The organism is Kitasatospora sp. A2-31, assembly GCF_022288725.1.
Classification (GTDB): domain Bacteria; phylum Actinomycetota; class Actinomycetes; order Streptomycetales; family Streptomycetaceae; genus Kitasatospora.
On record NZ_JAKNTA010000004.1, the window covers coordinates 543,739 to 556,713 of the forward strand.

The window sequence follows — 12,975 nt, forward strand, 5'->3', positions numbered from 1 at the left end:
GGCGGGGTGGGGTGGGGCTGGGGTGCGGTGGGGCCGGGGTACTGCGGGGGCGGCCCGCGCCGGGGCCTGCCTGCTCCGGCGCCGGGCTGCTTACGGGTGGACTGCGGTGAGCATCAGGTGCGGTGAAGTCCGTTACTGGAAGACTTACTTCAGGCCGTGATTTAACGTGTGAGAAAAGCTTCCGTCAAGGGTTCGGACAGCGATAGATTCGGGTCAGGAGGGAGATCCCATGACCGTGCGGGGCAAGAAGACGGTGCGTGACCTGCGCAGAGGCAGCCGGTCGGCACTGCTGCGGCGGCTCTACTTCGACGGGCCGCTCAGCCGGCAGGAGCTGGGCGCGGTCACCGGCCTGAGCGCCGGATCGATCAGCAACGTGACCGGCGAGCTGCTCACCGACGGGCTGATCGAGGAGTGCGGCTCGGTGGAGTCCGACGGCGGGCGGCCGCGGATCCTGCTCCGGGTCGCGGCCCGCCGGGCCTTCCTGGTCGGGGTGGACGTCGGCGAGACGCAGGTCCGGGTCGCGCTGTTCGACCTGGCCCGGACGGAGCTGGCCGCCAGCGACCGGCCGCTCTCCGACCAGGGTCACGACGTGGACCACGTGGTCGAGCTGATCCTCGCCGGACTCGCCGAGGTGCTGGAGCGGACCGGCGCCGACCCGGCGGCAGTACTCGGCGTGGGCATCGGCGTCCCGGGCATCGTCGAACAGGGCGACTCCGACCGGGTCGATCCCGGTGTCGTCGTGCACGGTCAGACCGTCGGCTGGGACGCCGTGCCGTTGGGCCGGCTGCTGCGGGCCGGGACCGACCTGCCGCTCTTCGTGGACAACGGCGCCAAGACGCTGGGCCAGGCCGAGATGTGGTTCGGTGCCGGGCGCGGGGTCCGGCACGCGGTGGTGGCCCTGTTCGGCTCCGGCGTCGGCGCCTGCGTGATCGCGGACGGCGCCCGGTTCCGCGGGGCCACCAGCAGCGCGGGGGAGTGGGGCCACACCAAGGTCCACGTCGGCGGCCGGCGCTGCCGGTGCGGCGCGCGCGGCTGCCTGGAGGCGTACGTCGGGGCGGAGGCCCTGCTGGAGCGCTGGGGCGCGGCGCCGCCCGGAGGCGAGAAGGCCGGGCTGGCGGCGCTGCTGGCCGCGGCCGAGGCGGGCGAGCCGGCCGCGGTCGGCCTGCTGGCCGAGGCCGCCGAGTACCTGGGCGCGGCCATCGCCGACCTGGTCAACCTGTTCAACCCCGAGCGGATCGTGATCGGCGGGTGGGCGGGGCTGCTGCTGGGCCCCCGGCTGCTCCCCGGCATCCGGGCGGCGGCCACCGAGTACGCGCTGCGGTTCCCGCGGGAGCAGACCTCGATCGTGCTCGGGACGCTCGGCCCGGAGGCGGTCACCGTCGGGGCGGCGACGCTCCCGCTCTCGGACTTCCTGGACTCCGGCGGGGAGTTCCCGCGCCGCGCCGCCGAGCGCCCGGCGGCGCTGCCCTCGGGCGGACGCTGAGGCGCGGCCGCCGCGTCCGCCGTGCCCCGGCCGTCGCGTCCGCCGTGCCCCGGACGCCGTGTCCGTCGTGCCGCCGGTGACCAGGTGAATCGGCCGAATCCGCCGGCACACAGCCGAGTTCACGCCATGAGGAAAGTCTGCGCGCAGGGTTGACACCCCCGATCGGCAGCCCCGAGACTCCCGATCGGGGGCGCTCCCCGGGCCCGGACGGCGGGTCGGTGGCGCTCCGTCGCACACCCCGGTGACCGGCCGCCGCGGCGGTCCGTGCTGCCCGCACGACCGCCCGGATCCCACCCGCCCCCCGGCCGGCCCCGCCGCTCCCACCGCCCGGCGCCTGCGCTGCGCCGGGCGCGGTCCGGTGTGCCGCCCCCGCACCCACCCACCCCCACCGCAGGAGTAGCCCATGAGGCTGACCTCAGCACGCCCCCGCCGGGGCCCCACCGCCCTGCTCGGCCTGGCGGCCCTGCTGGCCGGCGCCGCCCTGGCCCTCCCCGCGCCGCCCGCCCAGGCCGCGCCCGCCGCCCAGTCCGCGCCGCTCCAGGACCGGGCCGCGGCCGCCGCCTGCGGCACCGACGACGTCGCCCGCGGCCGGCCCGCCACCGCGTCCTCCACCGAGAGCGCCGCCCTGGCCGCGGGCAACGCCGTCGACGGCGACCCGGGCACCCGCTGGTCCTCCGCCTTCGCCGACCCGCAGTGGCTCCAGGTCGACCTCGGCTCCGTCCGGCAGCTCTGCCGCGTCGTGCTCGGCTGGGAGGCCGCCTACGGGCGTTCGTACCAGGTGCAGGCCTCCGACGACGGGGTCGGCTGGCGGACGCTGTACGCCACCGACAGCGGCGCCGGCGGCACCGAGACGCTCGCCGTCTCCGGCAGCGGCCGCTTCGTCCGGTTGAACGGCCTGGCCCGGGGCACCGGTTGGGGCTACTCGCTGTGGAGCATGCAGGTCAACGCCGGTGACGGCGTCCCGCCGGTCCAGGGCGGCGGCGACCTCGGCCCCAACGTGCTGGTCTTCGACCCGGCCACGCCCGGGATCCAGGCCAAGGTCGACGAGGTGTTCCGCAAGCAGGAGGCCAACCAGTTCGGCCCCGAGCGCTACGCCCTGCTCTTCAAGCCGGGCAGCTACGGCAACCTCAACGTCCAACTCGGCTTCTACACCACGATCGCAGGGCTCGGCCTGAAGCCGGACGACACCTCCGTCAACGGGGACGTCACCGTGGACGCCGGTTGGTTCAACGGCAACGCCACCCAGAACTTCTGGCGCTCCGCGGAGAACCTGGCGCTCACCCCGGTCAACGGCACCGACCGCTGGGCCGTCGCCCAGGCCGCGCCGTTCCGCCGGATGCACGTCCGCGGCGGGCTCAACCTCGCTCCGGCCGGCTACGGCTGGGCCAGCGGCGGGTACATCGCGGACAGCCGGATCGACGGCAGCGTGGGCAACTACTCGCAGCAGCAGTGGTACACGCGGGACAGCGCGATCGGCGGCTTCTCCAACGGCGTCTGGAACCAGGTGTTCTCCGGCGTCCAGGGCGCGCCCGCGCAGACCTTCCCCAACCCGCCCTACACCACGCTGGACACCACCCCGGTCTCCCGCGAGAAGCCCTTCCTCTACCTGGACGGCGGCCAGTACAAGGTGTTCGTCCCGGCCAGGCGGACCGATGCCCGCGGCGTCTCCTGGGACGGCACCCCGCAGGGCACCTCGCGCCCGCTCGACCACTTCTACCTGGTCAAGCCCGGTGCCACCGCCGCCACCATCAACGCCGCGCTCGCCCAGGGACTCGACCTGCTCTTCACCCCCGGCGTCTACCACGTCGACCGGCCCATCGAGGTGACCCGGCCGGACACCGTGGTGCTCGGCCTCGGTCTGGCGACGGTCGTCCCGGACAACGGGGTGACGGCGATCAGGGTGGCGGACGTCGACGGTGTCCGGCTGGCCGGCCTGCTGATCGACGCCGGGGCGGTCAACTCGCCCTCGCTGGTGCAGATCGGTCCGGACGGCGCCGCCGCCGACCACGCGGCCGACCCGACCACCCTGCAGGACGTGTTCATCCGCGTCGGTGGGGCCGGCCCCGGCTCGGCGACCGCCGGGATCGTGGTCAACAGCGACGACGTGATCATCGACCACACCTGGATCTGGCGCGCCGACCACGGTGCCGGCGTCGGCTGGACCACCAACCCCGCCGACTACGGCCTGCTGGTCCGCGGCGACGACGTGCTCGCCACGGGCCTGTTCGTCGAGCACTTCAAGAAGTACGACGTGCAGTGGTCCGGCGAGCGCGGGCGGACGGTCTTCTTCCAGAACGAGAAGGCCTACGACGCCCCGAACCAGGCCGCGGTGCAGAACGGCGCGACCAAGGGCTTCGCCGCGTACAAGGTCGACGACGGCGTCACCGTCCACGAGGGGTGGGGCCTCGGCAGTTACTGCTACTTCAACGTGGACCCGACCATCCGGATGGACCACGGTTTCGAGGCGCCGGTCCGGCCGGGCGTGCGGTTCCACGACCTGCTGGTGGTCTCGCTCGGCGGCAAGGGACAGTACGAGCACGTGATCAACGGCACCGGGGCCGCGACCTCGGGGACGTCCACCACCCCGTCGACGGTGGTGTCCTACCCCTGAGGGCCCTCGATCCGTCGAACACCGGTTCCCTCCGCGGCGACTCGACTACGCTGGCCGTGATCACTGCCAAGATCGACCGAGGGGGTCCACCCATGCCGTACGAGCCCGGCGCGAAGGTGAAGCTGACCAGGGACACCCAGGTCACCGGAGACGGCACGGCCGGTAGGGCCGGCCTCCCCGGTCCGCTGTTCCTGGCCCAGGGCCTCGAGGGCGTCGTCACGGGCGTGGCGGCGGGAGCCGGCGGCGCGGCCGAGGCCGCGCTCGCGGCCTTCGACCAGCAGATCGGCGGCGCCCGGTTCGACGGCTTCACGACCCACCTGCTGGATAACCTCCGTCAGCAGGTCATCGGGAACGGGGCGTCCGCCGCCGGCGCCGGGTCACGGACCAGGTACCGGGTGCGTTTCGTGAACGGGTTCGTCCTCGACGGTCTCGAGGAGGACTGGCTGGCCGGAGCCTGAGCGCCCGGCACCGCGCCCCCGCCGCCGGCGGGGGCGCGGTGTCCGTGGCGCGCCCCCGTTCACCCCCCGGTCAGCACCGCCGGCGTGGGCCCGTCGGGGCGGACGGTGATGCTGTACGCGGCGCCGGCCGGGGTGCTCAGGAAGCGGGGCCGGTGAGCGGGGAGCAGGAGTTCGAGCAGCGCGGTGGTCTCCCGGACGGCGAACTGGGTGCCGAGGCAGGCCCGGGCGCCGAGGCCGAACGGGTAGTAGGAGCCCAGGTGCGCCGGCCGGGCGCCGGGCGTGGTGAAGCGGGCCGGGTCGTAGCGTTCCGGGTCGGGCCAGAGGGCCGGATCACGGTGGGTCAGGTAGGGGCTGACGACGATGTCCGTGCCGGCCTCGATCCGGTGTCCCACCAGGGTGTCGTCCTCGGCCGCGTGGCGGGGCAGGATCCATGCGGACGGGTAGAGCCGCAGCGTCTCGTTGACCAGAGCCTGCACCGCCTCCCGCCGTTCGGCGGAGCCCGCCGGCCCGGCCGCCGGCACCCACGCGCGTGCCTCGGGGTAGCGGTCGAGCAGGAGGAAGAGCCAGGTCAGCGTGGTGGCGGTGGTCTCGTGGCCGGCCACCAGCAGGGTGACCAGCTCGTCGCGGATCAGCCGGTCGGTGTACTCGGGGTGCTCCTCCCCGGCCTCGACCAGCACCCGCAGCAGGCCGTCCCCCTCCGGGGCGCGCCGGGCGGCGTCGATCGCGGCGTGCGCGACGGCGTCGATCCGCGCGAGGTCCGCGGCGACCGCGGCCGGAACGCCGGCGCCGTCCGCGGGCAGCGTCGGCATCGCGGCCACCACCCTTGCCACCGCGGCCAGTTCGCGGTCGGTGCGGTCGTCCAACGGGTGACCGGTCAGGGCCCGCCAGATGGTGTCCAGCGCGAAGTGGCGCATCTCCTCGGCGACGTCGAACCGCTCACCGGTACGGGCGTACTGCGCCCAGCGGTCGGCGGTGCGGCGCGCTGCACCGGCGATCCGCTGCTCGTAGCGGCGCATCCCGGTGCCGGTGAACTGGGACTGCAGCAGCCGGCGTTGGCGCTTCCAGGCCTCGCCGGTGGCGCAGAGCACCCCTTCGCCGGCCAGCATCCGGGCCCGGTGCGAGCGCTTGACGTACCGCTCGGGGTGGCGTCCGAGCAGGTGCTGGACGGCCTCCGGGCCGGTCACCAGGACGGTCGGGCGCGGCCCGAGCCGGATCGCGGCCACCCCGCCGAGTTCGCGCTGCGCCTGCGTGAACAGCTCGACCAGGTCGCCCTTGCGGGCCTGCCACCGCGCGACGGCCTCGGCCGGCAGCTCGGGTACGGGCCGACCCGCCCCGGCGGCGGGGCGCGGAACGGGTGCGGAGTGGGCTTCCGTGGCCACGGGGGACTCCTCGTCAGGCCGGCAGGGTCAGAGGCACTGTCGCGCATGACTGTACGTCACCGGGCTCTCACGGTCACCGGTAGCCCGTACGGGCGACCGCGCACATCACCCGACCCTGCGCGCGGCGCTGTTCCACTCGGCCGGCGGACAGGCACGTCGCGTGCGAACCGGTAGCCTTCGGCGTGGCCTGCCCGGCCGTCTTCTCGGTTCGCCCCTTCGGATGGGAGATCGCATGCCCGGGACCGCGCCCACTACGCCCCGCAGGACCGCCGGCAGACCGGCGCGGTGGCTGGCCCCGGCACTGCTGCTGCCGGTACTGGTCGCCTGTGGCGGAGGAGGTGGATCCGACTCCGGGGCGGGCGGGCAGAGCTCGGCGGCCGGTACGGCCGAGCTGGGGGGCACACCCCCGGCCGAGGGGCAGCAGCCCGAGGACCAGCGGACGAAGGCGGGCGGGAACCAGGGCGGGTTCGCCGGCGCCGGCAACGTGTCGGCCAGCGTCACCGGAACCTGGCCCGACCGCATCTTCCTCAGCCTGACGAGTACGGTGACGAGCACGTTCACGGCCACCGTCAAGGATGTCCATGACTGTGCCGGCGGTTCGAAGTCCTCCGCCTCCACGAGCGTCCCGTTCAGCGGGGGCAAGGCGAGCACTCAGGTGAGCCTCTCGGGGCCGAGGCCCGCCACCGAGACGATCAAGATCTGCTTCACCGTGACCGCGGGCGGGAAGAGCCAGCCGGTCAAGGCGGACGGGAAGGTCGACGTGCCGGAAAGCACCGGGACGAGCGGGGGCGGTGGGAACGGCGGCCAGAACGGGGGCGCCACCTCCGGAACCACCTCCGGAAGCAGCGCGAGCAGCAGGAGCACCCCCTGAACCCTGCCGCGGAGGGGCCGTCCTCCCCGGAACCGCCCGTCGAGGCCGAGGAACCCGAGCCCGCCGCCGAACCCCAGCCGTCCCCGGGGCCTTCCCCCGGCCGCTCGTGGAGCAGCTGGCTCGGTCTGATCGCCTCCTGGATCGGGCCGACCACCCTCGTCACCGCGCTGCTGTTCTTCTTCGGCTTCGCCTACACCGACTCGCTCTACAACCACTTCGGTCTGGACGCCGCGACGCTCGGCTTCGGCACCCAGGACCTCCTGCTCCGCAGCTCGCCCGCGCTCTACCTCCCGGCCGGGGTGCTGCTCTGCGGCGCCCTGCTGGCTGCGCTCGCCTACCACTTCGCGACCAGGACCGTCCGCGCCGGAGCCGAGGGGCGCCGGGCAGTCCGTCTGGCCTGCCGGGCCGTCGTGGCACTGGTCGTCCCACTGGTGGTGCTCGGCTTCCTGGCCGGGTTCGAAGTGATCGACGCGGGCCCGATGGGGACCCCGCTGCTGCTCGGCGGCGCGCTCCTGCTGGTCGTGCTCGCCCGGCTGCTCGCCGTCCGCACCACCGACGCCCCCTACCCGCTCACCGGAGAACGGGCGGCGCTCGGCATCAGCCTGGCGCTCATCGTGCTCTGCTCGTTCTGGGCCGCCGGTGGCTTCGCCCATCAGAAGGGGGAGAGCGACGCCGAGCGGCTCGCCGACAACCTTGCGCTGCGCCCGGCCGTCGTCCTCGACACCACCGAGCGGCTCTACCTCCAGTGGTCCGGGGTGGACGAGCGGGCCCTGCCGGACGGGGGAGCGGGGCAGCGGTTCCGCTACCGCTACCGGGGCCTGCGCCTGCTGGCGCAGGTCAACGGCAAGATGTTCCTGATCCCGCGCGACTGGACCTGGGAGGCGGGCAACGTCCTGATCCTCCCGGTCGACGCCAGCGTCCGGATCGCCTTCCACCCGGGGTGATGACACGCCGCCCGACGCGGACGCGGCCGTGCCGCGGGTCGTCCCCCTCGACGACTCCGCGGCACGGCCTGTCCCGCCGTTCGGCAGTGGATCCGTCCGCTCAGATCTGCTGCCAGAGCGCCGGGACGATCGGGGGCTCCCAGCCGACCTGGGCCGTGTGGCCCTGGATGCAGCGGTAGCTCGCACCGTTGAAGGTGACGACGTCACCCGCCCGGTAGGTGGTGCCCGGCGTCCAGGTGCCGCCCGGGTCGGGGTCGGTGCCGACCACCAGCGAGTAGGTGGTGCTGTGGGTGGCCGAGCCGGTGCCGGTCACGGTGAGGGTGTAGGTGCCGGCCGCGGTGCCGGAGCCGACCGCGATGTTCAGCGTCGCGGACCCGCCGGACTGCACCGAGGAGGGGCTGACCGAGGCCGTGACACCGCTCGGCGCGCCCGAGACGGCCAGGTTCACCGTCTGGGCCGACCCGGAGGTGGTGGCCGTGGACACCGTGGCGCTGACCGAGCCGCCCGGGGTGGTGGTGCCCGTCGCCGGGTTCACGGCGATCGAGAAGTCGCTGGTCGGCTGGCCGCCGCCCACCGAGGTCTTCCACAGCGTGTACGCGACGCCGTCGGCGCTGCGGTCCAGCGCGGTGGCGTTGATGTTGCCCGTGGTGTCGCACGCCGAGTGGTAGCAGGAGTCGTACGCGCGGCCCGCGGTGCCGCCCCACTTGGCCGCCTGCGCCGAGGTCTTGGTGGCGCTGGCGCCGGCCGCGTAGCCGGAGGTGGGGATGCCGGCCTGCTGGAACGAGTAGTCGTCCGAGCGGCCCTGGCCCTCGACGTTCTCCTCGGGCTGCACGCCCAGGGAGTCCCAGTAGGCCTTCATCGGCGCCGAGGCGGCGGAGTTGAGGTTGTTGATGAAGTAGCCGGCGTTGGGCGAGCCGACCATGTCGAAGTTGTAGTAGCCCTTGATCGCACTGCGCTGGCCGGCGCTCAGCTGGCCGACGTAGTACTGGGAGCCCTGCAGGCCCTGCTCCTCGCCGGTCCACCAGGCGAACCGGACGTGCCGGGTCAGGCCGGGGTTCTGCTGGGCGAGCACCAGCGCGGTCTCCAGCAGGACGGCCGAGCCGGAGCCGTTGTCGTTGATGCCGGGACCGGCGCCGACGCTGTCCAGGTGGGCGCCGAACATGGTGACCTGGTCGGACGGGCCGCCCGGCCAGTCGGCGACCAGGTTGTTGGACTGGTAGGTGCAGGAGGTGCAGGTCTGCTCGCTGACGGTGTAGCCGGCGGCCTGCAGCCTGCCCTTGATGTAGGCGAGCGACTGGCTGTGTCCGGCGGTGCCGGCCCGGCGGTTGCCGCCGTTCTGCGAGGCGATGGTGTTGAGCTGGGCGAGGTGCGCCTGGACGTTGGCCACGCTGACGTCGGGCGCGTTGCCGCCGGGGTTGCCGCCGCCGACCGTCAGCGTGTACTGAGCGGTGTGGGTGGTCGCGCCGGTGCCCGTCACGGTGATCACGTAGCTGCCCGCCGGGGTCGCGGCCGAGGTCGCGACGGTCATCGTCGCGGAGGAGCCGGCCTGGACCGAGGACGGGCTGAACGAGACCGTGGTGCCCGCGGGCGCGCCGGAGGCGGTCAGGCCGACCGTCTGCGCGGAGCCGGAGACGACCGAGGTGTTGACCGTCGCGGTGGCCGAGGAGCCGGGCTGGACCGAGCCGGTGGCCGGGTTCAGCGTCATCGAGAACTCGGGGCCGGTGCCGGAGCAGGTCGGGTCGCCGCTCTGGGCCGGCACGCTGACCGCGTCCCAGGCCGCCCTGGTGCGGGTGAAGAGGTTGCAGCTCGGGTCGAGGCTCTTCGCCGCGGTCAGGGTGGCGGTGCGGTACCGCTTGTAGGTCATGCCGCTGGTCTTGAGCAGCATGCCGCCGTAGAAGATCCGGCCGGCGTCCTTGATGCCGATGCCGGTCACGGAGGAGTTGTTGCAGGTCGGGCTGGTGGGCTTGCCGCCGCCCGGGTTCGAGCCCTCGGCCAGCAGGTAGAACCAGTGGTTCAGCGGGCCGGCCGCGGCGTGCACCTCGGTGCCGGGGATCGAGCCGGAGTAGCAGTTGGGGTCGTTGTTGACCTGGGAGGGGTTGGCCATGTTCCGGATCGGCCCGCGGCCGACCAGGTTGATCATCTCGCCGACGGTGTAGTCCGGACTGTCGTACGGCGAAGGCTCGTTGGCGTAGGCCTCGGTGAGTGCGCCGAAGATGTCGCCGGTGCCCTCGCCGAGCCCGTTCTCGTTGTTGGCGCCGCCGGGGGTGTACTGGTCGATGCCGTGGCCGAACTCGTGGCCGACCACGTCGATCGCGGCGATCCACTCGTTGGCGTTGTTGTGGCCGATGGAGACGGAGGTGCCGTCCCAGTAGGCGTTGACGTCGTTCAGGCCGACCTTGACCGGCCAGCTGCCGCCGTTGCCGTCGTGCCCGTTGCGGCCCAGCCAGTCGCGGAGCATGTCCCACTCCTTCTGCGCCGCGAACATCACGTCGGCGCAGCCGGTCTCCTTGCTGGTCGGGCTGCCGTTGCCCCAGGAGTCGCTCGACTTGCCGAACACCTGGCCGCTGCTGTAGTCCGCGCAGCTCAGGCCAGGCCGGTTCGGGTCGCGCAGCGAGTACGAGCCGCCGGAGGCGGTGGTGCTGATCGTGACCGGGGCCGGGCCGTTCCACTTGCTGTTCGCGGTACCGGCCTTGACGTCGTCGTAGCTGTCGATCAGCTCGCCGCTGCGGGCGTCGACGAAGACGTGCAGCCGGCTCGGGGCGGTGGCGGACCGCCCGCCCAGTACGGTCTCCCAGGCCAGCCGGCCGGTGCCGTCCTCGACCCGGACCACCAGACGGCGCACCTCGACGCGGTCGACCGCGGCCAGTTGGGTGCGGGCGGTCTTCTCCGCCCGGGCGGCGCTCACCAGCGGTGTGGTGGAGCCGCCGACCGGCCCGGTCGCGGCGGCCTGCAGGCCCCGGACCCTGCCCTGGCCGTCGGCTATCACGACGGCGTCGCCGCCGACCACCGGCAGGCCCTGGTAGCTGCGCTCGTAGGCGACCGAGTAGAGGCCGCCCAGCCACGGGGTGACGGACCGGCGTTCGTAGCTCTCGCCGGGCCCCTTGGCCAGGGCGTCCAGGCCCGCCGCGGCCGCCTGGTCGGCGGCGTTGACGGCGGCGGCCAGCGCGCTCGGCGGCGCGGCGGCGGCCGGTCCCGGATCGGCGGCCGCCTGCCCGACCGCGGTGGCGGTGAGCATGCCGGCCAGGACGGTCAGGGTGGTTCCCGCCGTCAGCAGTCTGCGTTTCATCTCCGAGGCTCCTCGAACGTGGGGGTGCTCGACCGCGGGCCGCGCCTGACTGGCACTCACCGGGGCCGCAGGGGGACGGCCGGTCGGTGGTCCGCGCTCGGGTGCCGGAACCCTCACATGCCGTCATGCCACCGTCAACGGCTGGAGTGCGGTGCTCGTGCAGTTGGCAAGTTCTGTCAAGCTGCGGGTTCTGTGGAGAGGTTGAGACCAAGAGGTTGAGACCAGTCGGCGGTACCGGATGTACGCGGCGGCTCCGGTCGAGTACCGTCCTCGGTGAGGTCCTCGGCAACGGAAGGACCGGACCGGGGGAGCGCGCGAAGGATCGACCGGGAGCGGACTCGGGAGGGCAGCCGTGCACCGCAACCACGCCACTGCACCGGACGCGGCCGACGTACCACCCGTCGCGGAACCGCCGGTTGACGTATCGCCCGTCTCCGGACCGCCGGTTGACCTACCGCCCGTCGCCGGACCGCCCGTCGCCGGACCGCCCGTCGCCGGACCGCCCGTCGCCGGACCGCCCGTCGCCGGACCGCCGGCCGAACCGCTCTGGCGGGCCTTCGGCGCCCGGCTGCGGCACTGGCGACGCCGGGCCGGCCTCACCCAGGCGCAGCTCGGCGCCGCGATCGGCTACGACCACACCGCCGTCAGCAAGTTGGAGCACGGCACCCGCCGGGCCGCCCCCCGGCTCGCCGCCCGCCTCGACGATCTGCTCGCCGCCGACGGAGACCTTCGCGCCGCCTGCCGCCGGGCCGAGGAATGGGGCCGTGAGGCGCCCGCCGCACCGCCCGACTGGGCCCGCCCGCCACTGCCCGACGCCCCCGGCGCCGGCCCCCGGCCCCAGCCCGCGCCGCCGCTCGTACCGCCGCCACCGGTCGTCGACCCGCCCCGGCGCCTCCCGGACTACGGCATGCTCTGCCCGCTGCACGGGGCGGACGGCTGCGCCGTGCCCGCACCCGCCGACGCCGCCGCCCTGCACGCCGCGTTCTGCGCCGCCGACCCCGACACCGCCCCGCCGCTGGACGCCGACACCGCCCACGCCCTGGCCGGCCTGCTCGCGGCCCGGCTCCGCGCCGGCGAGACGCGTGCCGCGCCCGGCAGTGCCGCCGTCGAGGAGACCCTGCGGGTCGTCCTCCGCCGGCTCGCGCGCACCCGCTCCGCCCGCGACCGCCGCCCGCTCGCCCGGCTGGCGGCCGAGTACGCGCACGCCGCCGGCGGCCTGCGGATGCAGCACGGGCGCAACGCCACCGCGATGGCCTGCTTCGACCGCGCGCTCACCTGGGCCGAGCTGGCCGACGACCCGGCCACCCAGGTGGCGGCGCTCAGCGACATGAGCACCCTCGCCCGGCTCGACGGCGACCCGGCCGCCGCCCTCGGCTACGCCGTGGAGATCGGCCGCGCCGCGCCCGGCCGGCACTGGGCCGGTGCGATGTCCCAGGTCGGCCGGGCCCGCGCCTACGCCCTGGCCGGCGACGTCCGGGGGACCGTGCGGCACATCGCCCGCGCCCGGCTCCACCTCGACCACATCGGCGAGCACGACGAGTCCGACGCGCCCTGGCTCTCCATCGCCTCGATGCGCCTGCGGGTCGAGGCCGGCGCCGCGGCCGCGCTGCGCGATGCCGCCGTCGCGGTCGACGACCCCCGGCTGGCGCTGCGCGCCGTGGATGCGGCGGGCACCGCGCTGCGGCTGCTCGCGCCCGACCAACTCCCCACCGCACGGCTGCTCTTCACCATCCGGATCGCCGACTGCCACCTCTGCGCCCACGACCCGCGCACCGCTGCCGAGCTGGTCGGCCCGCTCCTGGCGGAGGCCGCGGTGCTCCCTGCCCTGGTCCGGCACGAACTGCGCGGACTGCTCCACCGGCTGGCCGCCGCCGGGCTGGCGGGATCTTGACGATCGCAGGCGATCACGCCGCTCGTGGGCGGTGCCGGGCAGGCGCGAGGAT

Annotated in this window: 8 protein-coding genes; 6 read left to right on the forward strand and 2 right to left on the reverse strand. The window is 74.5% G+C overall.

Annotation, left to right across the window (positions count from 1 at the left end; all coding sequences use genetic code 11):
• Positions 1 to 229: 229 nt before the first annotated feature.
• The 3 genes from MCM47_RS14445 to MCM47_RS14455 all read left to right on the forward strand — a co-directional run bounded on the left by MCM47_RS14445 (position 230) and on the right by MCM47_RS14455 (position 4,552).
• On the forward strand, positions 230 to 1,483 hold the full coding sequence (locus MCM47_RS14445; RefSeq protein WP_238861977.1) for an ROK family protein: 1,254 nt from the start codon (positions 230 to 232) through the stop codon (positions 1,481 to 1,483).
• A gap of 403 nt (positions 1,484 to 1,886) precedes the next feature.
• Complete coding sequence (locus MCM47_RS14450) at positions 1,887 to 4,094, forward strand: discoidin domain-containing protein (protein ID WP_238861978.1); 2,208 nt, start codon at positions 1,887 to 1,889, stop codon at positions 4,092 to 4,094.
• A 92-nt stretch (positions 4,095 to 4,186) separates the two neighbouring features.
• Positions 4,187 to 4,552 (forward strand): hypothetical protein, encoded by a 366-nt coding sequence (locus MCM47_RS14455; RefSeq protein ID WP_238861979.1) that lies wholly within the window; start codon positions 4,187 to 4,189, stop codon positions 4,550 to 4,552.
• Positions 4,553 to 4,611: 59 nt separating this feature from the next.
• Here MCM47_RS14455 and MCM47_RS14460 read toward each other — a convergent pair whose 3' ends face one another.
• Positions 4,612 to 5,931: a cytochrome P450 gene (locus MCM47_RS14460; protein WP_238861980.1), complete on the reverse strand. Its 1,320-nt coding sequence runs from the start codon at positions 5,929 to 5,931 to the stop codon at positions 4,612 to 4,614.
• Positions 5,932 to 6,163: 232 nt separating this feature from the next.
• Here MCM47_RS14460 and MCM47_RS14465 point away from each other — a divergent pair, with 232 nt between their 5' ends.
• Together MCM47_RS14465 and MCM47_RS14470 are read left to right on the forward strand one after the other, a co-directional pair.
• Complete coding sequence (locus tag MCM47_RS14465) at positions 6,164 to 6,802, forward strand: hypothetical protein (RefSeq protein ID WP_238861981.1); 639 nt, start codon at positions 6,164 to 6,166, stop codon at positions 6,800 to 6,802.
• Between the two features lie 299 nt (positions 6,803 to 7,101).
• Entirely contained in the window at positions 7,102 to 7,746 is a 645-nt protein-coding gene (locus MCM47_RS14470) for a hypothetical protein (RefSeq protein WP_238861982.1), read from the forward strand.
• Between the two features lie 100 nt (positions 7,747 to 7,846).
• On the opposite strand, the gene MCM47_RS14475 is transcribed toward MCM47_RS14470, so the two are convergent.
• A complete protein-coding gene (locus MCM47_RS14475; protein WP_238861983.1) occupies positions 7,847 to 11,032 on the reverse strand; it encodes a M28 family peptidase in 3,186 nt (1,061 codons plus the stop codon).
• A gap of 352 nt (positions 11,033 to 11,384) precedes the next feature.
• On the opposite strand from MCM47_RS14475, the gene MCM47_RS14480 reads away from it, so the two are divergent.
• Positions 11,385 to 12,923, forward strand: a complete 1,539-nt coding sequence (locus MCM47_RS14480; protein ID WP_238861984.1) for a helix-turn-helix transcriptional regulator — start codon at positions 11,385 to 11,387, stop codon at positions 12,921 to 12,923.
• Positions 12,924 to 12,975 lie beyond the last annotated feature (52 nt).

What these genes read in the sequence shown, in the direction of transcription:
- MCM47_RS14455 (WP_238861979.1), top strand. Translation starts at nt 4,187, where the DNA reads ATGCCGTACGAGCCCGGCGCGAAGGTGAAGCTGACCAGGGACACCCAG.
- MCM47_RS14450 (WP_238861978.1), top strand. Translation starts at nt 1,887, where the DNA reads ATGAGGCTGACCTCAGCACGCCCCCGCCGGGGCCCCACCGCCCTGCTC.
- MCM47_RS14465 (WP_238861981.1), top strand. Translation starts at nt 6,164, where the DNA reads ATGCCCGGGACCGCGCCCACTACGCCCCGCAGGACCGCCGGCAGACCG.
- MCM47_RS14445 (WP_238861977.1), top strand. Translation starts at nt 230, where the DNA reads ATGACCGTGCGGGGCAAGAAGACGGTGCGTGACCTGCGCAGAGGCAGC.
- MCM47_RS14475 (WP_238861983.1), bottom strand. Translation starts at nt 11,032, where the DNA reads ATGAAACGCAGACTGCTGACGGCGGGAACCACCCTGACCGTCCTGGCC.